21 protein-coding genes are annotated in these 22779 nt (G+C 69.2%); 14 read left to right on the forward strand and 7 right to left on the reverse strand.

Features of this window, described 5'->3' with window-relative positions; genetic code table 11:
* Nucleotides 1–32 precede the first annotated feature (32 nt).
* Both AJAP_RS05310 and ald read right to left on the reverse strand, forming a co-directional pair.
* Complete coding sequence (locus AJAP_RS05310; RefSeq protein WP_051972347.1) at nt 33–2756, reverse strand: AfsR/SARP family transcriptional regulator; 2724 nt, start codon at nt 2754–2756, stop codon at nt 33–35.
* A gap of 124 nt (nt 2757–2880) precedes the next feature.
* Nucleotides 2881–3996, reverse strand: a complete 1116-nt coding sequence (ald, locus tag AJAP_RS05315; RefSeq protein ID WP_016337037.1) for an alanine dehydrogenase — start codon at nt 3994–3996, stop codon at nt 2881–2883.
* A gap of 165 nt (nt 3997–4161) precedes the next feature.
* Between ald and AJAP_RS05320 the strand changes: the two genes are divergently transcribed.
* The 3 genes from AJAP_RS05320 to AJAP_RS05330 all read left to right on the forward strand — a co-directional run bounded on the left by AJAP_RS05320 (nt 4162) and on the right by AJAP_RS05330 (nt 5867).
* A complete protein-coding gene (locus tag AJAP_RS05320) occupies nt 4162–5103 on the forward strand; it encodes a zinc-binding dehydrogenase (RefSeq protein WP_038508709.1) in 942 nt (313 codons plus the stop codon).
* On the forward strand, nt 5103–5522 hold the full coding sequence (locus tag AJAP_RS05325) for a pyridoxamine 5'-phosphate oxidase family protein (protein ID WP_038508711.1): 420 nt from the start codon (nt 5103–5105) through the stop codon (nt 5520–5522). The genes AJAP_RS05320 and AJAP_RS05325 overlap by 1 nt, the downstream gene beginning before the upstream one ends.
* A gap of 117 nt (nt 5523–5639) precedes the next feature.
* On the forward strand, nt 5640–5867 hold the full coding sequence (locus tag AJAP_RS05330; protein WP_007033850.1) for a hypothetical protein: 228 nt from the start codon (nt 5640–5642) through the stop codon (nt 5865–5867).
* Nucleotides 5868–5988: 121 nt separating this feature from the next.
* On the opposite strand, the gene AJAP_RS05335 is transcribed toward AJAP_RS05330, so the two are convergent.
* Both AJAP_RS05335 and AJAP_RS05340 read right to left on the reverse strand, forming a co-directional pair.
* Nucleotides 5989–7542 (reverse strand): PucR family transcriptional regulator, encoded by a 1554-nt coding sequence (locus AJAP_RS05335; protein ID WP_038508713.1) that lies wholly within the window; start codon nt 7540–7542, stop codon nt 5989–5991.
* Between the two features lie 209 nt (nt 7543–7751).
* Nucleotides 7752–8102, reverse strand: a complete 351-nt coding sequence (locus AJAP_RS05340; protein WP_038508714.1) for a PadR family transcriptional regulator — start codon at nt 8100–8102, stop codon at nt 7752–7754.
* Nucleotides 8103–8159: 57 nt separating this feature from the next.
* On the opposite strand from AJAP_RS05340, the gene AJAP_RS05345 reads away from it, so the two are divergent.
* From AJAP_RS05345 to metX, 3 genes are all read left to right on the forward strand, one after another.
* Nucleotides 8160–8558, forward strand: a complete 399-nt coding sequence (locus AJAP_RS05345) for a VOC family protein (RefSeq protein ID WP_038508717.1) — start codon at nt 8160–8162, stop codon at nt 8556–8558.
* Between the two features lie 79 nt (nt 8559–8637).
* Entirely contained in the window at nt 8638–9939 is a 1302-nt protein-coding gene (locus AJAP_RS05350; protein ID WP_037341140.1) for a bifunctional o-acetylhomoserine/o-acetylserine sulfhydrylase, read from the forward strand.
* A complete protein-coding gene (gene metX / locus AJAP_RS05355) occupies nt 9936–11030 on the forward strand; it encodes a homoserine O-acetyltransferase MetX (protein WP_038508719.1) in 1095 nt (364 codons plus the stop codon). Before AJAP_RS05350 ends, metX begins: the two co-directional genes overlap by 4 nt.
* Before the next feature lie 137 nt (nt 11031–11167).
* On the opposite strand, the gene AJAP_RS05360 is transcribed toward metX, so the two are convergent.
* Both AJAP_RS05360 and AJAP_RS05365 read right to left on the reverse strand, forming a co-directional pair.
* Nucleotides 11168–11665: a hypothetical protein gene (locus AJAP_RS05360; RefSeq protein ID WP_016337027.1), complete on the reverse strand. Its 498-nt coding sequence runs from the start codon at nt 11663–11665 to the stop codon at nt 11168–11170.
* Between the two features lie 57 nt (nt 11666–11722).
* Entirely contained in the window at nt 11723–12313 is a 591-nt protein-coding gene (locus AJAP_RS05365) for an SACE_7040 family transcriptional regulator (protein WP_016337026.1), read from the reverse strand.
* A 151-nt stretch (nt 12314–12464) separates the two neighbouring features.
* Here AJAP_RS05365 and AJAP_RS05370 point away from each other — a divergent pair, with 151 nt between their 5' ends.
* The 8 genes from AJAP_RS05370 to AJAP_RS05405 all read left to right on the forward strand — a co-directional run bounded on the left by AJAP_RS05370 (nt 12465) and on the right by AJAP_RS05405 (nt 21623).
* Entirely contained in the window at nt 12465–13274 is an 810-nt protein-coding gene (locus AJAP_RS05370) for an SGNH/GDSL hydrolase family protein (protein WP_051972348.1), read from the forward strand.
* Between the two features lie 146 nt (nt 13275–13420).
* Nucleotides 13421–15034: a carboxyl transferase domain-containing protein gene (locus AJAP_RS05375; RefSeq protein WP_038508722.1), complete on the forward strand. Its 1614-nt coding sequence runs from the start codon at nt 13421–13423 to the stop codon at nt 15032–15034.
* Nucleotides 15035–15036: 2 nt separating this feature from the next.
* Entirely contained in the window at nt 15037–17022 is a 1986-nt protein-coding gene (locus AJAP_RS05380) for an acetyl/propionyl/methylcrotonyl-CoA carboxylase subunit alpha (RefSeq protein WP_038508724.1), read from the forward strand.
* Nucleotides 17019–18173 carry an acyl-CoA dehydrogenase family protein gene (locus AJAP_RS05385; RefSeq protein WP_037306689.1) on the forward strand — a complete coding sequence of 385 codons (1155 nt, stop codon included), beginning with the start codon at nt 17019–17021 and terminating at the stop codon, nt 18171–18173. The genes AJAP_RS05380 and AJAP_RS05385 overlap by 4 nt, the downstream gene beginning before the upstream one ends.
* 43 nt (nt 18174–18216) lie before the next feature.
* Nucleotides 18217–18984 (forward strand): type I methionyl aminopeptidase, encoded by a 768-nt coding sequence (map, locus tag AJAP_RS05390; protein ID WP_038508726.1) that lies wholly within the window; start codon nt 18217–18219, stop codon nt 18982–18984.
* Nucleotides 18985–18993: 9 nt separating this feature from the next.
* The gene (locus tag AJAP_RS05395; RefSeq protein ID WP_038508728.1) at nt 18994–19500 is read left to right on the forward strand and encodes a GNAT family N-acetyltransferase; all 507 of its coding nucleotides are present in this window, start codon (nt 18994–18996) and stop codon (nt 19498–19500) included.
* Nucleotides 19501–19586: 86 nt separating this feature from the next.
* Nucleotides 19587–20450, forward strand: a complete 864-nt coding sequence (locus AJAP_RS05400) for an SDR family oxidoreductase (RefSeq protein WP_038508730.1) — start codon at nt 19587–19589, stop codon at nt 20448–20450.
* A 117-nt stretch (nt 20451–20567) separates the two neighbouring features.
* Nucleotides 20568–21623 (forward strand): alpha/beta fold hydrolase, encoded by a 1056-nt coding sequence (locus AJAP_RS05405; protein WP_038508731.1) that lies wholly within the window; start codon nt 20568–20570, stop codon nt 21621–21623.
* On the opposite strand, the gene AJAP_RS05410 is transcribed toward AJAP_RS05405, so the two are convergent.
* The gene (locus AJAP_RS05410; protein WP_038522418.1) at nt 21587–22594 is read right to left on the reverse strand and encodes an MASE1 domain-containing protein; all 1008 of its coding nucleotides are present in this window, start codon (nt 22592–22594) and stop codon (nt 21587–21589) included. The genes AJAP_RS05405 and AJAP_RS05410 overlap by 37 nt on opposite strands.
* Between the last annotated feature and the right edge of the window lie 185 nt (nt 22595–22779).

The raw sequence follows: 22779 nt of genomic DNA on the forward strand, positions 1-22779 counted from the left end.
GGGGAAACCCGGCCGCCTCGGCGCGTGGGCCCTCACGCGCCGAGGCGGGCCCGGATCTTCTCGGCGATCGGGTCGCCGGTGGCCGTGCACAGCCCGAGTGCCTCGTGGAGATGGTCCCGAGCCTCGGTTTCACGTCCGTCCGCCACCGACAGGTCGGCGAGCTGGACGAGCAGCCGCGCGGAGCCCCACCGGTCGTCCAGTTCGCGCGTGATCGCGAGCGCGTCCCGGTACTCCTCGCTCGCCTGCTCCCGCAGTCCCTTGTCCCGGTACAGATCGCCGAGCGTGCGCAGGGTGAACCGCAGCGACGTGCGATCGCCGCTGCTCCGCTGCAGTGCGACGGCGTTCCGCAGGTGACGCAGGGAGTCGTCGAAGAGGCCCTGCTGACGGCGAAGATCGCCGAGATTGTTCAGCGCGATGCCCTCGCCGTGGAGGTCGCGGTCCGCCTGGAACATCTCCAGCGCGGCCGTGTAACTTTTCGCCGCTTCGGCGAAGCGGCCCATGCTGTCCTGTGTCACGCCGAGGTTGTTCAACGTCCACGCCTGCCCGTGGCGGTTGCCGAGCTCGTGGAACACCTCCGCCGTGGTGCGGAAGTACTCGATCGCCTTCTCGAAGCCGCCGACGTCGTCGTGTGCGTTCCCGAGGCCGAGCAGCAGGTAGGCCTCGTCGACGCGTCTTCCCGACCGCCGGGCCGCGGCCACCGCGATCTCGTGGGTGACCAGCCAGTCGTCCCAGTGTTTGGTCAGGTAGAACAACCGCATCAGCGCGGCGGCCAGCAGGCAGCAGATGTGGTCGGCGCCCTGTTCCGCCGCGGTCCGCACCAGGGTCACCAGGTTCGCGCGCTCGGAGGCGAACCAGGCGAGCGCGTCGTCGCGGGTGTGGAACGGTGCTTCGGTTCGCGTCTCCTCCACCCCGCTCAAGTCGATCACCCGGGCCTTCGGGTCGACGAACGCGCGGGCCGCGATCACCGTGCGCAGGAACCACACGAACAGCCGTCGCATGCCCGCCTCACGGGAGGCGGGCTCGACCTCGTCCGCGAGTTCCCGTGCGTAGGCGCGGAGCAGGTCGTGTGTCCGGTAGCGCCCGGCGAAGCCCTCCTCGACGAGGTGCGATCGGGTGAGCGCGTCGAGAGCCTTTCGAGTGGCACGCAGGTCTTCGCCGGAGAGCGCGGCGAACGCAGACGCCGTGAGGTCGTGCCCGGGATGGAGGCCCCACAGGACGAAGAGCCGCGCGGAGGACGGTGGCAGGTGATGGAAGGACCGGGAGAACACCGAGCGGATCGCGGTGTGGGCGTCGCCGTCGGCGTCCATCAGGTCGAGGCGCCGGTGCTCGTCCGCCAGTTCGGCGGCGAGGTCGGCGACGCTGATGTTGTCGCGGGCGCGGAAGATCTCCGCGGCGACCCGCAGGGCGAGCGGCAGCCGGACGCACTGCCGCACCACCTTGTCGATCGCGTCGGCGTCGTCCGTCCGTTCGCCCGCGAGGCCACGGAACAATTCCCGCGCGTCGGAAGACGGTAGCCGTCGCAGGACGATCCTGTTCGCGCCGTCACGGGCCACCAGCCCGGCGAGTGAATCCCGGCTCGTCACGACGACGTGGCAGGAGGAACTCATCGGCAGCAGAGGCCGGACCTGCTCACAGGTCCGCGCGTTGTCGAGTACGACGAGCAGACGGCGGCGGGCGGCCAGCGCCCGGAACCGCGCCGCCCGCGCCGGGAGGTCGCGGGGGATCGCCGGTCCTTCTACACCGAGTGCCTGGAGGAATCCTTCGAGCACGTTCGCGGCCGAGGGCGGCTGCTCCGGCCCGTAACCCCGGAGGTCGACGTACAGCTGGCCGTCGGGGAAGCGGGGGCGGACGCGGTTGCCCCAGCGGACCACCGTCGCGGTCTTGCCGACGCCAGCGGTGCCCACCACGACGCACACCGGTGCCGAATCCCGGCCGGACAGGGCGAGCTGATCGTCCAATTCGGACAGCTCCGCCGCCCTGCCGACGAAGTTCCGTACGGTGCGGGGCAGTTCCGACGGCACGACCGCCGGTGCCGTCGAGCCCGCCGGCTCGATCGGTAACCCGGCGAGGATTCGCCTTTCGGCTTCGCGAAGCTCCGGACCCGGCTCGATCCCGAGTTCTTCGACGAACAGCCGTCGTGCCGCGCGGTAGACGCCCAAGGCCGTCGTGCGCCGCCCCGCGCGGTAGAGCGCGATCATCAGCAGTTCGTGCAGGCGTTCCCGGAACGGGTGACGGCGGATCAGTTCGGTCAGCTCGTCCACCAGGGACGAAGGCCCGCCGTCGGCGAGTTCGGCCTGGCACAGCGTTTCGATGGCGGCCAGCCGGCGCTCGGTGAGCCGCCGCGCCCGCTCGGCCAGCTCCGGCGAGTCGAGCCCGTCGTACGGCTCACCGCGCCACAAGGCGAGCGCCTCACGCGAAAGTTCGGCGCACCGCCGCGGATCGCTCGCGACGGCTTCGTCCACGAGAGACTCGAACCGCTGGGCGTCGAGTTCCCCCGGCAGCACCCGCAGGTGGTAGCCACCCTCCCCGCTCGCCAGCCGATCCGGTTCGCCGAGCAGCCGCCTCAGCTTGTGGACGTGCAGATACAGCTTCGACGCGGAATCGTCGGTTTTCCCCGGCCACAAGACGTCAACGAGCGTGCTCGCCGGGACGTCGCGGTTGGCGTTCGCCAGCAGCGTCCCCAGAAGGACCTTCTGCAGACGTCCGGTGACGGTGACGGATCGGATGCGGATCGGCCCCAGTACCTCGAATTCCATCGAGTACCTCCCCGCGGACAGTGTGCCGCGACCGTGGGGAGCCGAGGGCCGGAAAGCCGCAAAAAGGAGCGAGGGACCTTTGCTCTTGGGCAAAGGTCCCTCGCGTGGGAGTGTGGCGTGGGGGTCAGGCCAGGACGGCGGCCAGCTCCGTGGCGGGCAGGTCGTGCGCGGCCGCGACCGGGGCGTTGGTCAGCGCGCCCGCGTGCGTGTTGAGGCCCTTCGCGAGCGAAGCGTCGGCCTGCAGCGCCTTCTGCCAGCCGTGGTCCGCCAGCTGGACGGCGTACGGCAGCGTCACGTTGGTCAGGCCGTAGGTCGAGGTGCGGGGCACCGCGCCCGGCATGTTCGCGACGCAGTAGAAGACCGACTCGTGGACCTTGTAGGTCGGCTCGTCGTGCGTGGTCGGCCGCGAGTCGGCGAAGCAGCCGCCCTGGTCGATCGCGATGTCCACCAGCACGCTGCCGGGACGCATCCGCGACACGAGGTCGTTCGAGACCAGCTTCGGGGCCTTCGCGCCGGGCACGAGCACCGCGCCGATGACCATGTCGGCCTCCAGCACGGACTGCTCGACCGAAAGCGCGTTCGAGGTCACCGTGCGGATGCGGCCGCCGAAGTCGTTGTCGATCTGGCGGAGGCGGTCGACGTTGGTGTCGAGGATCTCGACGTCCGAGCCGAGGCCGAGGGCGACCCGCGCCGCGTTGAGGCCGGCGACACCGCCGCCGATCACGACCACGCGCGCCGGGTGGACGCCGGGGATGCCGCCGGGAAGCACGCCGCGGCCACCGCTCGGCTTCATCAGGGAGAACGCGCCCACCTGCGGCGCCAGCCGTCCGGCGACCTCGGACATCGGCGCGAGCAGCGGCAGCGCGCGGTTCGGGGTCTGCACCGTCTCGTAGGCGATCGCGGTGGTGCCCGCGGCCAGCAGCGCGTCGGTCAGCGGCCGGTCCGCGGCGATGTGCAGGTAGGTGAACAGCACCTGGTCGGCGCGCAGCCGCGGGTACTCCTCGGCGATCGGCTCCTTGACCTTGAGCACGAGTTCGCCCTCGGACCAGGTCTCCTCGGCGGTGGCGAGGATCTTCGCGCCCGCGGCGACGTACTCGTCGTCGGAGATGGACGAGCCGACGCCCGCGCCGGTCTCGACGAAGACGTCGTGGCCGCGCCCGGTCAGTTCGTGCACGCCCGCCGGGGTGAGCGCCACCCGGTATTCATGCTTCTTGATCTCACGGGGGACGGCGATACGCACGGAAAGCCTCCTGGCGACGGTTCTGCGAACAAGGTGCTGCCACTCACGGTGAGCCACCCGGACGGCGGTGTCATCGTTCGCTGGAGACAGTGTTGAGAACCGATCATGGTTTTCGCGGCACAATCGCTTGACCTCCAGTCAACTGGAGCTTGCACCTTGGGTCACATGAGAGCCGTGTGGTTGAAAGAGTTCGGCGGGCCCGAAGTGCTCGTCGCGGGCGACGCCCCGGATCCCGTGCCCGCAGCGGGCCAGGTGCTGATCGAGGTGGCCTTCGCCAACATCACGTTCGTCGAGACGCAGTTCCGGGCGGGCGGGGGCGGGCCGTTCCGCGCCGAGCCGCCGCTGATCCCGGGCAACGGCGTCGGCGGCGTGATCAGCGCGGTCGGCGAAGGGACGGACCTCGGTCTGGTCGGCAAGCGCGTCGTGACCTCCACCGGCGGTTCCGGGGGCTACGCGGAACGGGTCGCGGTCGACGCCGACGCCGTCTTCGAGGTGCCGGACGGCCTGGCCCTCGACGCCGCGGTGGCGATCCTCGCCGACGGCCGCACGGCGACCGCGCTGGTGACCGCCGCGCGGATCCGGCCGGGAGAGCGCGTGCTCGTCGAGGCGGCGGCCGGCGGGGTCGGCGGACTGGTCGTCCAGCTCGCCAAGGCCGCCGGTGCCGAGGTCGTCGGCGCGGCGGGCGGTGCCGCGAAGACCGAGCACGTCCGGGAGCGGGGCGCCGACCTGGCGGTCGACTACCGCGAGCCGGGCTGGGCGGAGAAGGCGGGCGAGGTCGACGTCGTGTTCGACGGGGTCGGCGGTGAGATCGGGACGGCGGCGTTCGGTTTGCTGAAGCCGGGCGGCCGGATGCTGATCTACGGCCTGTCGAGTGGTTCGTGGACGGAGGTGTCCGAAGAGGACGCCGCCGCGCGCGGGGTCACGGTGATCCGGGGCCTCGGTGGGCCCGATCAGATGCGGGCGTTCACCGAGTCCGCGCTCGCCGAAGCCGCCGCCGGACGGCTGGAACCCGTGATCGGCCAACGGTTCCCGCTCGCGCGGGCGGCGGACGCGCACGCGGTCATGCAGTCGCGGGGCGCGCTCGGCAAGACGTTGCTCGAGGTCTGATGTTCGACGTCGACGAATTCCTCGCCGGTCCCCTGACGGCCAGGGTCGCCGCGGCCGGGCCATCTGTACGCCCCACCTGGTACCTCTGGGAGAAGAAGGCCTTCTGGATCCTCACCGGACCATGGGCACGGCTGGCCGGTCTCGTCCGCGAGTCGCCGTCGATCGCGGTGACCGTCGACGTGTGCGACGTCGGCACCGGCCTGGTGCGGCAGGTGCTCGCGCGCGGTGAGGCCGAGGTGCTGCCGTTCGACGTCCCTCGTGGACAGCGGCTGCTGAGCCGGTATCTCGGTCCCGACGAGAGCAAATGGGATGCGCGTTTTCGTTCTTACCTGCACGATGATCCCGAGGTGAAAGGGACCGTCTGGGTCCGGATGGTGCCGAAGAGATTCGTCGCCGAAGACCTCGGCTATCGGGTATGACGCACGGCCGCGTTCGCTGGGGGTGGGCGCGGTCGTGCAACCTGCGAAACGGTAAATGCAGCACGATCGAGTCAAGATGTTGATCTTACTGGCCGGTAAGCTGCCATTCTGTTCCGCATGACAAATCAGGACTGGCGGCGGGAGCGGCGTGTCCGCACCGTCGACACCGAAGGCAATCCGGCCGATGTCATCGTCGGCCTTGTCGAAACCCCCGGGCACGGATACGAAGCCGCGCTTCGGGTCGACGGTGGCCCCGGTGTTCTTTTGCCGCTTTACCCCGGTGCCGATCTGCTCGCCGCGGTACGGCAGACCATTGAGGACGGATATCGCGCCAGCGCGCACTGAACCGTCGAATGTCATGAAAGGGTCTTTCAAGACGTTTTCCGTCCTGAAAGACCCTTTCCTGACGTCCGGGTGCGGAATGTCGCGCTACAAAGTGTTCGTTATCGAGCAGTTTGTAGTGGAATCAACTCCACCGCAGGGAAACGAGTTGCGTGATCAACGCCAGCCGGACGTCGGGATCGTCGAGATCCAGCGGGACGAGGTCGAGCAGCCGCCGCATCCGGTACCGCAGGGTGTTGGGATGGATCCGGAGTTCCTTCGCGGCCGCGCGCGGGTCTCCCGGATGCCGCAGCCACTGGTAGAGCGTGTCGACGTAGCCGCTCTCGTGAGCTTCGTCGTGCGCGCGCAGCAGGCCGAGCGGGCCGAGCTCGGCGACCTTCGAGGTGCTCGCCGCCGTCGCGCCGCGATGCAGCGAAAGGGCTGTCCACGCCTCGTCGAAGACCACGACGCGGCCAGGGACGAGCTTCGCGCGAAGCAGGCCCAGCGCCTCGTCGGCCTGGAGCCGTGAGGTCGCGAGCTCGCCGATTTCGCAGGCCGAACCGGCGGCCGCCCGCGGTGTCCCGCCCTTCCTCGACGACGGCAGGGCTTCGAGCGCCGCCCGGAGTTCGTCCCAGCCGTCGCCGTCCGGGACGACGGCGTAGAGGACGCCGCCGAGTTCGGTGGCCACCGGCCGCCTGCCGACACCCTGCGAGATCCGTTCGAGGAGCGCGAGCCGCAAGCCCTCGTCGTCGCGGCCGTCGCCGCCGGAGACCTCGATGACGACCACGCGGTGCGGCTCCTCGGACAGGTCGAGTTCCGCGATCGCCTTGCGCGGACTGGCCTTCCCTTCGAGGAGCGCGCGCAGGAGCTCGGCCGAGACCCGGCGCTGCGAATCGGTGTGCGCGCGGCGGCGCAGCAGATGCAGTGCGACGACGGGGGCCGCGTCGGCGAACGCGGCCGCGCGTTCGTCGGAGACCGGGCCCGCGACGACCGCCCACATCGACCCCAGCAGTTCGCCGCCCATCCTGATGGGCACGATGAGCCGCGGCAGGGTGCCGTCGCGTTGCGCGGGCACGAAGATCGTCTGCCGCCCACGGGAAAGTTCGCGGAACACGCCTCGCGACCGGAACCGCGCGAGCACGTCGTCCGGGATGCGGCGGCCCATGATCGTGGACACGCGCGCCGAGTCGGTCAGATCCTGCCGGGCCGAGTACGCGAGCACCCGCGAGTTGGTGTCCTCGATGGTGACGGGCGCGTCGACCACCGAAGCGACCGCGTCCGCGAGCCGGAAGAGATCACCGGAACCGGGGCCGCCGCCGTCCTCCAGCGCGTCCGACTCGTCGGCCAGCGCGTCGAGGACCGTCCTGAGCAGCCAGACGAGCTGGGCCCACGACGTCGCGGAGCGCACCTCGATCAACGCGATGTCGGCCGATTTCGCCGCCCGTTTCACCGAGGGTTTCGCCGCGAGCGGGGGTTTCAGCAGGACGGCGGCGGCGCCTTTGGCCGCGCTGAGCTTGACGAGTTCGGCGGCGTCCGGGGTCTCGGTGATCGCGACGCCGAGGACAAGGTCCCCCGCGGCCAGGGTGTGGCCGGGCTCGGCGATGACGACGTCGCCGACCGCGGGGGACTCCTCGGGGACCTGGAGGGCGTGCAGCAGCGTCGGCCCCACCCGGTCGACGACAGTGCGCACGGAAACCATGGGGCGATTGTCCAGCAGGTGGGACCACCGCACACGTCAGACCTCGCGGGGAGTCCTCCCGGCCGTAGCGTTCGCCGAAGAACATCTCCTCGACCGGCGCCTCCACGCTCGCGCCCGCGAACACCGCGCGCCACACGCCTTGCCGTAGAAGGAAAGCGACCTGTCGACGTCCTTGACGAACAGATGCGGCGTCAAGCCGAGCGCCCGGCTCACGCCGACTCCGCGCGCTTCAGGAGCCCCGCCTGGTCGGCGACCGCGACGAGCCTGCTCAGGAACTCCGCCTCGCGGGCGGCGACTTCGCGGCCGGCGCGGGTCAGCCGGTAGTAGCGGCGGCGGGAGTCGTGCGGCTGGTCCTCGCTCGCGTCCGGGGCCTCTTCGACCAGGCCGTCGGCGACGAGCCTGCCGAGGGTCCGGTACAGCGTGCCCGGGCCGAGTCGGTCGGTGCCGCCGCTCACCTCGTCGACGAAACCCATGATCGCATAGCCGTGCGCGCGCCCTTTCGCGAGCGCCAGCAGGGTCTGGAACGCCGCGGGGGTGAGCTGCGGGTTGCCGTCGGCCATCCGCGAAGCATACACTCCGATCTCGTTATATCCATTATGGATACAAAGGAGGCGGACGTGGCGATTCGAGGCGTGCACAAGATCGTGGTCGGCGTGCGGGATCAAGAGCGCGCGAAGCGGTTCTGGTCCGAAGTCGTCGGATTCGAGATCACCACCGACGTGCCGTACGACGACAACGGGAACCGGTGGGTCGAGGTCACTTCAGCCGATGGGGTGACGTCGCTCGTCCTGAGCACCGCGCCGGAGGACCTCAAGCGCTTCGAGGTGCGGGACGAACTCCCGACGGGCAATTTCTTCTTCTACGCCGACGACATCGAAAAGACGTACGAGGAGCTTTCGGCGAAGGGCGTCGAGTTCCCGGCCAAGCCGGAGAAGCAGCCGTGGGGCTGGTGGGCGATGTTCACCGATTCGGAGGGCAACAGGTTCGCTCTCCAGGAAAGGAATCCCACCTCCTGAGAGCGGTTGGGTGCTCCGTCCGGCGGAGCTAGCTTCGGTGCCAACAGCCGAAACCCCTTGAGCCGCTAGGAGAATCGCGATGAGCGCGGACGGATGGTCGTTCGAGACCAAGCAGATCCACGCGGGTGCGGCGCCGGACACCGCCACCGGCGCGCGGGCGACCCCGATCTACCAGACCACCTCGTACGTGTTCCGCGACAGCCAGCACGGCGCCGATCTGTTCAGCCTCGCCGAGCCCGGGAACATCTACACGCGGATCAACAACCCCACGCAGGACGTGCTGGAGCAGCGGCTCGCCGCGCTCGAAGGCGGGGTCGCGGCGCTGGCGTTCGCCTCCGGGACCGCGGCCACGACGGCGGCCATCCTCAACCTCGCGAACGCCGGTGACCATTTCGTCTCCAGCCCGGCGCTCTACGGCGGCACGTACAACCTCTTCCACTACACGCTGCCGAAGCTCGGCATCGAGGTCTCGTTCGTCGAAGACCAGGACGACATCGAGCAGTGGAAGGCCGCCGTCCGGCCCAACACCAAGCTGTTCTTCGCCGAGACGCTGGCCAACCCGGGCAGCAACGTCCTCGACATCCGCAAGGTCGCCGACGCCGCGCACGAGTCCGGTGTCCCGCTGGTCGTGGACAACACCGTGCCGACGCCGTACCTCGTCCGCCCGATCGAGCACGGCGCCGACATCGTGGTCCACTCGGCGACCAAGTACCTCGGCGGGCACGGCACCACGGTCGCCGGGGTGCTGGTCGACGGCGGCACCTTCGACTTCGGCAAGGACCCGGCGCGGTTCCCCGGGTTCAACGAGGCCGACCCGAGCTACCACGGTCTCAAGTACTGGGAGGCGCTCGGCCCGGGCGCGTTCGCCGCCAAGGCCCGGGTCCAGATCCTGCGCGACACCGGCGCCGCGATCGCGCCGCTCAACAGTTTCCTGATCCTGCAAGGGATCGAGACACTTTCGCTGCGGCTGGAGCGGCACGTGTCCAACGCGCAGGCGCTGGCCGAATGGCTGGAGCAGCGCGACGAGGTCGAGAAGGTGTACTACGCCGGGCTGCCGTCGAGCCCGTATCACGAGGCCGCGAAGAAGTACCTGCCGAAGGGCGCCGGCGCGGTGCTGTCGTTCGATCTCCGCGGCGGCGTCGAAGCCGGACGGGCCTTTGTGGACGGTACGGAACTGCACAGCCAGCTGGTCAACATCGGCGACGTGCGCAGCCTGATCGTGCACCCGGCGTCGACGACGCACAGCCAGCTCACGCCGGAGGAGCAGCTGTCGAGCGGTGTCACGCCGGGCCTCGTGCGGCTCGCCGTCGGCCTGGAAGGGATCGAGGACCTCAAGGCCGACCTCGAGGCCGGATTCCGGGCGGCGAAGGCCGCTCTGTGACCGGTGCTTGGCGAGAGGGAGAGCCGCCTGGACGTCGCCGCTTCGTCAGCGGCGTCCAGGCGCTCGAAACCGGTGGGACGCTGCCCTTCACGCTCGCCTACGAGACCTGGGGAACACTGAACCCTAGTGCCTCCAACGCGATTCTCGTCGAGCACGCGCTCACTGGGGACAGTCACGCCGTCGGCCCTGCGGAAGAGGGGCACGTCAGCCCCGGCTGGTGGGACGGCCTGATCGGGCCGGGCAAGGCGATCGACACGGACGAGTTCTTCGTCGTGGTCCCGAACGTGCTCGGCGGCTGCCAGGGGTCGACCGGCCCGTCGTCGGCGCATCCGGACGGAAAGCCTTGGGGCAGCAGGTTTCCCGCCGTGACGGTCCGGGACCAGGTAGCGGCCGAGACCGTCCTCGCCGACGCGCTCGGCATCGGCCGGTGGGCCGCGGTGATCGGCGGTTCCATGGGCGGGATGCGTGCGCTGGAATGGGCGGTGAGCGAACCGGAGCGGGTCGCGGCGCTGCTCGTCCTCGCGTCGACCGCGCAGGCGTCGGCCGACCAGATCGCCTGGGCCGCACCGCAACTGCACGCCATCCGGTCCGATCCGGGCTGGCACGGCGGCGACTACTACGACGTCCCGGGCGGCGGTCCGGACGCCGGGCTCGGCATCGCGCGCCGCATCGCGCACGCGACTTACCGCAGCGAAGCCGAACTGGCGCAACGGTTCGGCCATCGCCATCAGGACGGTGAGGACCCGCTGCGCGGCGGCCGGTTCGCCGTCGAGTCCTATTTGGACCATCATGCCGGGAAGCTGTCACGCCGGTTCGACGCGGGCAGCTACGTGGTGCTCACCGAATCGATGAACACCCACGACGTCGGCCGCGGGCGGGGCGGCGTCGCGACCGCGCTCGGCCGGATCACCGCGCGCACCGTCGCGGCCGGGGTGGACAGCGACCGGCTCTACCCGCTGTACCAGTCGCGGGCCATCGCGGACGGGGTCGCCGGGGCGGAATTCGCCGTCGTCGCGTCGCCTTACGGGCACGACTCGTTCCTGATCGAGACCGAGCAGATCGGGCGGCTGGTGAAGCTTCTGCTGGGATAGCCGCCACGCGTGATCAGACGGACGACACGCGTGATTGGACGGCCGACTCGCGTGATCAGCCGGACGGCGCACGTGACGTCCGGCTGATCACGCGTGTCGTCCATCCAGTCACGCGTGGCGGCCACGAGCGCGAGCGGCTAGTCCGCGACGGCGTCCGAGATCCAGGGCGCCACCGGCAGGTCCCGGTCCAGGCATTCCGCCGACAGCCGGATCGTCCACCGCAGCGCCTGCAGCACAAGACTGTCGACCTCGTCCGGCGCGGCGTTGGCGAGCGCGATCTCGACCTGTTCCTGCGCCGCCTCGCTGTTGCCGTGCACCTCGGCCAGCAGCGTGCGGACGGCCGTCCGCACCGGCGGGTCCGCCTGGTCGATCGAGACCTCTTCGCCGTCCTCGTCGAACACCTGCACCTTGACCGGCGCACTTCCTCCATCACCCAGCGTCGACACCATGGCGCTGCATTCGCCGAACAGCATCATCACGAGCTCTTTGGTCTCGTCGGAGCGGGCCTGCGGCTCGGCGGCGGTCGGCATGAGCTCGTCGAGCGCCTCGGCGTCCTCCCCGAGGCTGATCGCCACGAGCGCACGCTGCGCCTTTTCGACGAGCCTCCGCTCGTACTCGCTCCTGTCCGGCTCCACGTGCCTATCAAACACCAGAGGACGGAAAAGTGGGGATAGGCCGAAACCCGGTCGTGGTCACTTGGCGGAGTGCAGTGCACCCAGCGCGAGACGGCAGAGCATCTCGGCCAGTTCGCTGTCACCGAGATGGCGGTTGTACGGCGTCGAGTTGATCAACCCGAATACCGCGTGCGCCGCCGAACGCGCCTGGCGCTCGCCGATCCCGGGGACGGCGTCGCTGATCGCCCGCACCCAGACCTCGACGTACTGGCGTTGCAGGGCGCGGACCTGCTTGCGGTCACTGTCGGTGAGGTTGGCGAGGTTGCGTTCCTGGACGGTGATCAACGCGGGATGCGTCAGCGCGAAGTCGACGTGAAAATCCACCAGTGCTTCGAGGACCTCACCCGGCTCGTCCCGCTGGCTCGCCCTGGCCGTCCCGCCGTCGAGGAGGTAGCGGCTGATCGAGTTCAGCATCTCGCCGAGGATGGCGTCCTTGCTGCGGAAATGCCGGTACAGCGCCGGGCCGGAGATGCCGACGGCCGCGCCGATGTCGTCGATGCCGACGCCGTGGAAACCGTGGTGGGCGAAGAGCTCGGCGGCGGCGGCCATGATCTGTTCACGCCTGTTCGCCTTCTCGCCGTTCACGAGTGGGGTGGGGTTCGCCGGCATCTGGCCATATTAAGGCCGCGTGTTAGCGAGCGCTAACACGCGGCCGTACTTCCAGCCTGAGCCAAGTGGGCTACCTGGGGAAATGACCCTGTCGTGTGGGGCTACCACCTGGTAATGCTGTCTCTCGTTAACTTGTCACAAAGGAGTGACCATGTCCGTCCCTGCTCGGATCAAAGCTCTTTCCTTCACTCGTTTAGGTGCGGCCCTGGGGGTCGCTGTCCTTGCCACCCTCGGTCTCGCGGGCACCGCCCAAGCGGCGACCAACTACGTGGCGCTCGGTGACTCGTACTCGTCCGGCGTCGGTGCCGGCAGTTACGGGAACTCGGGCGATTGCATGCGCAGTGCCAACGCCTATCCCCAGCTGTGGGCTAACGCCCACGCCGGGACCACCTTCAAGTTCGTCGCGTGCTCGGGGGCGCGCACCGGCGACGTGCTCAACCAGATCGCGAACGTCACCTCCAGCACGACGCTGGTGACGGTCTCGGTCGGCGGCAACGACGCCGGTTTCGCCGACGTCATGACCACCTGCACCACCGGCAGCGACCAGACCTGCATCAACCGGGTCAACACCGCGAAGACCTACGTGAACAACACGCTTCCCGGGCTGCTGAACAACGTCTACAGCAAGATCAAGGCGAAGGCGCCCGGTGCGAAGCTGGTCGTCCTCGGGTACCCGCGCTTCTACACGGTGCCGGGTTCGTGCTCGGTCGGGCTGAGCGACACGAAGCGCACCGCGATCAACTCGGGTTCCGACGCGCTGGCGTCGGTGCTCTCGGCTCGTGCTTCGGCGAACGGTGCCAAGTTCGTCGACGTGCGGGGCGCGTTCACCGGGCACAACATCTGCTCGTCGGCCGACGACTACCTGCACAGCCTCACCTGGCCGATCGTGAACTCGTACCACCCGACGGCCACCGGCCAGCGGGGCGGCTACTACAACCCGCTGGTCTCCGCCATCGGCTGATTTCCAGTACGTGAAGGCCCCCTTCATTGCGTCTAGCGCAGTGAAGGGGGCCTTCACGTACTTCCGGGGTGCGGTGGACAAGCGACGTTAGTGGGCGTTAACCTGTGCACGCGAGTTAACGACGGCTAACTTGGCGACGAGGAGCCATGGACACACCCGTACTGAGCACTTCTGCCGATCCGGGCAGCGACGAGTACGCCCGCAGCGTCACCTCCCACGCCGAGCTGGTCGAAGACCTGCGCAAGCGGCTCGCCGCCGCCCGGCTCGGGGGCCCGGAGAAATCCCGCACCCGCCACGTCGAGCGGGGCAAACTCCTGCCACGCGACCGGGTCGACACCCTCCTCGACCCGGGTTCGCCGTTCCTGGAGCTGTCCCCGCTGGCCGCCACCGGACTGTACGACGACGAGGCGCCGTCGGCCGGGATCATCACCGGGATCGGGCGGGTCTCGGGCCGCGAATGCGTGATCGTCGCCAACGACGCGACGGTCAAGGGCGGCACGTACTACCCGATGACGGTCAAGAAGCACCTGCGCGCGCAAGAGGTCGCGCTGCACAACAACCTGCCGTGCGTCTACCTGGTGGACTCCGGCGGCGCGTTCCTGCCGAGGCAGGACGAGGTCTTCCCGGATCGTGAGCATTTCGGCCGGATCTTCTTCAACCAGGCCACGATGTCCGCGCGCGGTATCCCGCAGATCGCCGCGGTGCTCGGCTCCTGCACGGCGGGCGGCGCGTACGTCCCGGCGATGAGCGACGAAGCGGTCATCGTGCGGAACCAGGGCACCATCTTCCTCGGCGGCCCGCCGCTGGTGAAGGCGGCGACGGGCGAGGTCGTCACGGCCGAGGAACTCGGCGGCGGCGACGTCCACTCGCGTCAGTCCGGCGTCACCGACCACCTGGCCGAAGACGACGCCGACGCCTTGCGCATCGTTCGCTCGATCGTGTCGACCTTGGGCCCGCGTACGCCGCGCCCGTGGGACGTCCTCCCGACGGAGGCCCCGGTCGCCGACCCGAACGAGCTGTACGGCGTCGTCCCGACCGACCCGCGCGTCCCCTACGACGTCCGCGAGGTCATCGCGCGGATCGTCGACGGCAGCCGGTTCGGCGAGTTCAAGAAGGAGTACGGCTCGACGCTGGTCACCGGGTTCGCCCGGATCCACGGCCATCCCGTCGGCATCATCGCGAACAACGGCGTGCTGTTCGCCGAGTCCGCGATGAAGGGCGCGCATTTCATCGAGCTGTGCGACAAACGCTCGATCCCGCTGCTGTTCCTGCAGAACATCACCGGTTTCATGGTCGGCCGCGCCTACGAGGCGGGCGGTATCGCCAAGCACGGCGCGAAGATGGTCACCGCGGTGGCCTGCGCGCGGGTGCCGAAGCTGACCGTCGTCATCGGCGGCTCGTTCGGCGCCGGCAACTATTCGATGTGCGGCCGCGCGTACTCGCCGCGGTTCCTGTGGATGTGGCCGAACGCGCGGATCTCGGTGATGGGCGGCGAGCAGGCGGCGTCGGTGCTGTCCACCGTCCGCCGCGACGCCATCGAGGCACGCGGCGGCGAATGGTCCGCTGAGGACGAAGAGGCCTTCAAGGAGCCGATCCGCGACCAGTACGAGGCGCAGGGGAGCCCGTACTACTCGACGGCGCGGCTGTGGGACGACGGTGTGATCGACCCGGCGGACACCCGCACGGTGCTCGGCCTCGCGCTGTCGGCGACGGCCAACGCGCCTTTGTCCGATGTCAACTACGGCGTCTTCAGGATGTGAGCATGTTCGACACGGTTCTGGTCGCCAACCGCGGGGAGATCGCGGTCCGCGTGATCCGCTCGCTGCAGGGGCTCGGCATCCGTTCGGTCGCGGTGTACAGCGACGCGGACGCCGACGCCCGGCACGTCCGGGAGGCGCACACTGCTGTCCGCATCGGCCCGGCCGAAGCGGCGAAGAGCTATCTGTCCATTCCCGCGATCGTCCAGGCGGCGCTCGACACCGGCGCGCAGGCGGTCCACCCCGGCTATGGCTTCCTCGCGGAGAACGCGGAATTCGCCCGCGCGTGCGCCGAGGCCGGTCTGGTCTTCATCGGTCCGCCGGTCGCGGCCATCGACGCCATGGGCGACAAGATCCGCGCCAAGGCCACGGTCTCCAAGGCCGGTGTCCCGGTCGTGCCCGGTGCGTCCGATGTGGACATTCCCGAGGGTGGTTTCGCGGCCGCCGCCGAGAAGGTCGGGTTCCCGCTGCTGCTCAAGCCGTCCGCCGGCGGTGGCGGCAAGGGGATGCGGCTCGTCACCGAACTGTCCGAATTGGACGCCGCCGTCGAGTCCGCTCGCCGTGAGGCCAAGGGTTCCTTCGGTGACGACACCCTGCTCATGGAGCGGTTCGTCACTACACCGCGCCACATCGAGATCCAGGTGCTCGCCGACACGCACGGCAATGTGATCCACCTCGGCGAGCGTGAGTGCAGCCTGCAGCGGCGGCACCAGAAGATCATCGAAGAGGCGCCGTCCGTGCTCCTCGACGAAGCCACGCGCGCGAAGATGGGCGCGTCCGCCGTCGAGGCCGCGCGTTCGGTCGGGTACGTCGGCGCGGGGACGGTCGAGTTCATCGTTTCGGCCACCGCGCCCGACGAGTTCTTCTTCATGGAGATGAACACCCGGCTGCAGGTCGAGCATCCGGTGACCGAATTGGTGACCGGGCTCGATCTCGTGGAGTGGCAGGTCAAGATCGCCGCCGGTGACGTGCTCACCGTGGCGCAGGACGACGTCCGGCTGGACGGCCACGCCGTCGAAGCCCGGGTCTACGCCGAAGATCCCACCCGCGGCTTCATCCCGACGGGTGGCACCGTGCTCGCGGTCCACGAGCCGTCCGGTGAGGGCGTGCGCGTCGACTCGTGGATGAGCGAGGGCGCGGTCATCGGTTCGAACTACGACCCGATGCTGGCCAAGGTCATCGCCTGGGGCCCGGACCGCGCGGCCGCGTTGCACCGGCTCGATCTGGCGCTGGCGGACACCGCGTTGCTCGGCCTCGGCACCAACGTCGCCTTCCTGCGCGGGCTGCTCGCCGACGGCGACGTCCGTGACGGCAAGCTCGACACCGGCCTCGTCGACCGTCGACTGTCCACTTTGGTCTCCGAGGAGGTGCCGCCGGAGTTCTTCGTGGCGGCGGCGCTCGACCGGCTGCTTTCCCTGCAGCCGCAGGGAGACGTCGTGGATCCGTGGGACGTCCCGGACGGCTGGCGGCTCGGCGGTTCGGGCGGGATCGACTTCGCGCTGAAGTCGGGAAGCTCCGAAGTCGTGGTGCGCGTTCAGGGCACTCCGGCGAACGCGCTCGTCAGCGTGGACGGCGCCGAGCCGGTGAGGGTGTCCGCCCGACGCCTCGGCGATCTCCTGGAAGTCCGGCATCCCACCGGTTTCCACCGTTACCGGCACTCGGCCGGGAGCGGGCGGACGGTGTGGCTCGCGCGTGACGGGCACAGCTTCGCCATCGGCGAGCGTGAACGGCTGCGGTCCGCCGCCGGTTCCGCGGGCGGCGCCGGACCGGTCACCAGCCCGATGCCCGGGACCGTGCTCGTGGTCAAGGCCGCCGCCGGTGACGTGGTGACCGCCGGGACCCCGCTCGTGGTAGTCGAGGCGATGAAGATGGAGCACACGATCACCGCGCCGATCGACGGCGTGGTCAGCGAACTCCCCGTCCGCGCGGGCCAACAGGTCGCGCTGGACGAGACGGTAGCCGTGGTGACACCCCAAAAGGATGAGCAATGATCGACTTTCGGCTGGATGACGAGTACGAGGCGCTGCGCAAGACGGTCGAGGAGTTCGCGCGCTCCGAGGTCGCCCCGGTCATCGGCGACCTCTACGAACGGGAGGAGTTCCCGTACGAGATCGTCGCGAAGATGGCCGAGATGGGGCTGTTCGGCCTGCCGTTCCCCGAGGAGTACGGCGGAATGGGCGGCGACTACTTCGCGCTCTGCCTGACCCTGGAGGAATTGGCGCGCGTCGATTCCTCGGTCGCGATCACCGTCGAGGCGGGTGTTTCCCTGGGGGCAATGCCGATCTACCGGTTCGGCACCGAGGAACAGAAGGAGAAGTGGCTTCCGGAGCTGTGCGCCGGCACCGCGCTCGGCGCCTTCGGGCTCACCGAACCCGGCGGCGGCTCGGACGCGGGCGCCACCCGCACGCGGGCGAAACTCGACGGCGACACCTGGGTGATCAACGGCAGCAAGTCGTTCATCACGAACTCCGGCACCGACATCACGAAGCTGGTCACGGTCACCGCCGTCACCGACGTGAAGGAGAACGGGCGCAAGGAGATCTCGGCGATCATCGTCCCGTCCGGCACGCCGGGCTTCGCCGTCGCGCCGAAGTACTCCAAGGTCGGCTGGAACTGCTCGGACACGCACGAGCTCTCGTTCGACGACGTCCGTGTCCCGGCCGAGAACCTGGTCGGCGAACGCGGCCGCGGCTACGCCCAGTTCCTGTCCATTTTGGACGAAGGCCGGGTCGCGATCGCCGCGCTGAGCGTCGGGCTCGCGCAGGGCTGCGTCGACGAATGCCTGCGGTACGTCAAGGAACGCGAGGCGTTCGGGCACAAGATCGGTGAGTACCAGGCGATCCAGTTCAAGATCGCCGACATGGAGGTGCGCACGCACACGGCGCGGCTCGCGTACTACGCGGCGGCGTCGAAGATGCTGCGCGGTGAGCCGTTCAAGAAGGAGGCGTCGATCGCGAAGCTCGTCGCGTCGAACGCCGCCATGGACAACTCGCGCGACGCGACGCAGATCTTCGGCGGGTACGGCTTCATGAACGAGTTCCCGGTGAGCCGCTTCTACCGCGACGCGAAGATCCTGGAGATCGGTGAGGGGACCTCGGAGGTGCAGCGGATGCTGATCGCGCGGCACCTCGGCGTGGCCTGACGCCCTCGACCATGCCGATAACTATACCGGTATAGTTATCGGCATGGTCGAGTTGAAATCCGCCGCCGAGCTGGACGCCATGCGTGAGTCCGGCCGTGTCGTGGCGCAGACGTTGCAAGCGGCGAAAGAGGCGTCGGCGATCGGCGTCAGCTTGAAAGAGCTGGACGAGATCGCCGCGCAGGTGATCAGGGACGCCGGTGCGAAACCGTCGTTCCTCCACTATCGCCCGCATTCCGCGCCGACCCCGTTCCCCGCGGTGATCTGCGCGAGCGTCAACGACGCCGTGGTCCACGGCATCCCGTCGGACTACCGTCTGCGTGACGGCGACCTGGTCAGCATCGACGCCGGCGCCTACATCGACGGCTGGCACGGCGACGCGGCGATCAGCTACGTCGTCGGCGAGGCCGATCCCGCCGACCTCGAACTCATCGCGACCACCGAGCGCGCGCTGGCCGCGGGGATCGCCGCCGCGCAGGCCGGCGGCAAAATGGGCGACATCTCCCACGCTGTCGGCACCGTCGGTCGCGAAGCGGGCTACGGCCTCCTCGCGCATCACGGCGGCCACGGGATCGGGCGCAGCATGCACGAAGACCCGCATCTGCCGAACGAGGGCAGGCCGGGGCGCGGCATGCGTCTCCAGCCGGGACTGGTGCTGGCGATCGAGCCGATGCTCATCGCCGACGGCCGCGACGCCTACCGGACCGACGACGACGGCTGGACGTTGCGCACCGTCCGCGGCGCCAGGGCCGCGCACGTCGAGCACACGGTCGCGATCACCACAGAAGGTCCGCGTGTCCTGACGATGTTGTAGAACGGAAGGATGAGCGACTTCATCATCCGCCAGGGTGGTTCTGGGGATTTCCAAACGTTGCTGGACATGTTCGACGAGGTCGTCGCGTGGCTCGCCTCGCGCGGCAGTGAAGGGCAGTGGGGGACCGAGCCGTGGTCCACGATCCCGAAACGGGTCGAACGGGTCCGCGGGATGGCCGACGGGCCGGGGCTGTACCTCGCCGAGATCGACGGCGAGGTGGCCGGGGCGATCATCCTCGGGGACCGGTTCCCGCATGTCTCGCCGGTCGACGAGCCGGAGATCTACATCGGCCTGCTGCTGACCTCGCGCCGGTTCACCGGGCACCGGGTCGGCTCGCGGCTCATCGAGTTCGCGCTGGCCGAGGCGCGGGAACGCGGTATCGGGCTGGTGCGGGTCGACTGCTGGGCCGGTGGCGACGGCGACTTGCAGCGCTACTACGAGAGCCAGGGCTTCAAGCCGACGGAACGTTTCGACGTCAAGGGCTGGATCGGGCAGGTTTTCGAGCAACGTCCGTAGGACTGGCGTCGTCGCGGCTTCGGGTGCACCATAGTTGACACATCGCCAACAGTGCCCCGGACAGTGAAGTCGCAGAGGAGACCGGCATGGCCAAGCGTGAACGTTCCCTGGCGGGCAAGGTCGTCGTGATCACCGGAGCGGCGCAGGGCATCGGGGCCAGTACCGCGACGGCGCTGTCCCGGCTCGGTGCCAAGGTGGTCATCGGCGACCTGGACCAGGTCCTCGCCGAGAAGACCGCGGCCGAACTGGGTGCCGAGGCGCTGCCGCTCGACGTCACCGACACGAAGGGCTTCACCGAATTCCTCGACGAGGTCGAGCGGCGCGTCGGCCCGATCGACGTGCTGATCAACAACGCGGGCATCATGCCGCTCGCGCCGCTCGACGAAGAGGACGACGCGGCCACTCGCAGGCTGCTCGAAATCAACCTGCACGCGGTCATCCACGGCACCAGGGAAGCCGTGAAACGAATGCGCCCGCGTGGCACCGGCCACATCGTCAACATCGCCTCGATGGCGGGGAAGGCCGGTTTCCCCGGCGCGGCGACCTACTGCGCGACGAAACACGCCGTCGTCGGTTTGTCGGAATCGGTGCATCTGGAATTGCACGGAACCGGCGTGCTGGTGTCCTGTGTGATGCCGGCGGTGGTGCGCACGGAACTGGCCAGCGGGCTCGGCGAGGCGAAGTTCTTCAAATCGGTGCAACCCGAAGATGTGGCGCAGGCCATTGTCGATGCGTTGCGCCGCCCCAAGTTCGACGTCTTCGTTCCCGCATCGTTGGACGCCATGGGCAGGATCACACGTCTGCTTCCGCGTCGTCTCGGCGAAGGGCTGCTCCGTGCGCTCGGCGGAGACAAGATTCTGTCCTCCGCAACGCATTCCTCCGCTCGCGCGGAGTACGAATCGCGGGCCGCGCGGAGTGCCCCGGCGGCGGAAAAGGGCGCTGATTCTTAACTCGGACGGCCTAGCGACCGTCCGAAATGGACGGCCTGTGACGGCGGCGGTGTTGAGTCGTGCGCCCCCAAGCGGCAAGATTACGTCTTACCGCGTTGATTCCCCAGGAGGCACACCATGGCCACACCCCCGGCACGGCTCGCCGCCGCCGCGTCGAACGTCGTCGGGAAGGTGCTGCACGGTGGTGTCGCGGATCTTCGCCCGGTGCCGCGCGTTCTGATCGACCAGGGGCCGAATCGCTCCCTCTACCGGCTGACCAACGGCAAGGGACCCCAGGAAGGCCCGCCGGTGCTGCTGGTGCCGCCGCTGGCCGCGCCCGCGCTGTGCTTCGACCTGCGCCGCGGCTGCAGCCTCGCCGAGCATCTGGTCGAGGGCGGCCGCAACACCTACCTCGTCGACTACGGGAACGTCGCCTTCTCCGACCGGCGCCTCGGTATCGAGCACTGGATCGAGGAGGTGCTCCCGCGCGCGATCCGCAAGGTCAGCGAGGACTCCGGCGGCCAGGGCGTGCACGTCGTCGCCTGGTGCCTCGGCGGGATCTTCTCCCTGCTGACCACCGCCGACCAGCCCGATCTGCCGATCGAGTCGATCGCGACCATCGCGTCGCCGTTCGACTTCACCGCGATCCCGCTGATCGCCCCGTTCCGCCCGCTGGTGGATCTCACCGGCGGCCACCTGCTGACCCCGTTCTACCGGGCGCTCGGCGGCGCACCGTCCTATTTGGTCAGCCGCGTCTTCCGGGCGACCGGGATCAGCAAGGAGATCACCAAACCGCTTGCCATCCTGAAGAATCTCGACGACCGGGACTATCTGGCGCAGATCGAGGCCGTCGACCATTTCATGGACAACATGATCGCCTACCCCGGGCGGACATTCGGCCAGATCTACCACCGGTTCTTCCGCGCCAACGATCTCGCCGAGGGCACGGTCGACCTCAACGGCCGCATCATCGCGCTGTCCGGGGTCAAGGTGCCGACGCTGGTCATCGCCGGACAGAACGACACGATCGCCCCGCGCGCCGCCGTCGAACGGCTCACCGAACTGCTGGACAACTCGCCGTCGGTGACCTTCGAGACCGCGCCCGGCGGGCACCTGGGCGTCCTCACCGGCCGGAAGGCCCGCGGGACGACGTGGCGCTACCTCGACCATTTCCTCGACGCACAGGCCGCCTGAGCCTCGTCCTCGTTGTGCTGGGTGATGGCGCTGCGCAATGACTGGCGAGGCGCGATCATGTCCACCATTTCGGTGATCTGGCGCCAGGCGTCGGTGATCTCGGCCGTCGCGCGGTCGCGTTGCAGGACGATCGTGGACAACGTCAGCGCGGTGAGCCCGACGGTGGCGTCGTAGGCCTGGACGTGCAGCATCCTGGTCGCCAGCTCGTAAGAACCGTACGGGCCGAGCCCCCGGATCGCGGCGAAGATCGTGACCGTGCAGACGCACAAGGAACACAGCAACGCTCCGGCTTGCCGGAAGCGCAGCGCCGCCCAGATGAGCACGGGGAAGACCACGAACAGCTTCGGCGTCGTCGTGGACGCGAGGACGGCCGTGCCGAGACCGAAGAGCGCGAGCGCCGCCGCCTCGCCCCAGCGGATGAGCGGAACCCGCTTGGGCATGTGGAACCTCGGCGCGAGAAGCAGGAGCGGCGTGATCGTCAGGACACCCATCGCGTCGCCGGTCCACCACACGAGCGCGGTCGCCCAGAAATCGCCTGGGCTCAGCGCGCCACCGAAGACCAGCACGCCGGTGCCCATGACGGCGCTGACGGCCGTGCCCCCGATCGCCCCGACCACCACCAGGAGGACGGCGTCGGGAAGCCGGTCGAGTTCGTTGCGGAAACCCAGCCGCCGCATCACCGCGTACGCCACCATCGGGCCGGCCGTGTTGCCTGCGGAGATCACCAGGACCGTGCCCAGCGAAGGCCCGAGGGCGATGTTCGTCAGGAGCGCGCCGAGGAAGATCCCCGGCCAGAACCGCGGGCCCAGCAGCATCGGCGTGGCCAACGCGACCCCCGCGGCGGGCCACAGTGGCGAGATCTGTTCCCGCACGATCGCCCACTGGATCCCGATCCGGGCGGTGGCGAAGTAGCAGACCGTGACACCGAGGACGATGAGACACCAGCGTGCCGCAGGGGGAAGCGGTCTCATCGCGACTCCGGCCTTCGCGGGCAAAGGAAAGTTCGAGAGTACCTCTGCCAGGTCACCACGAAGGTGTTGTCGAAATGGTGGAAATAAACGGGCTCGTGGGTGGCAAGGACGGTTGCCGCCATGGCTACCGGGTGCTGCCGGTCTCAGGCTCACGGTTTGTGGCGGTGTGTCGCGAAAGCCACTTT

Source organism: Amycolatopsis japonica (genome assembly GCF_000732925.1).
GTDB lineage: Bacteria > Actinomycetota > Actinomycetes > Mycobacteriales > Pseudonocardiaceae > Amycolatopsis > Amycolatopsis japonica.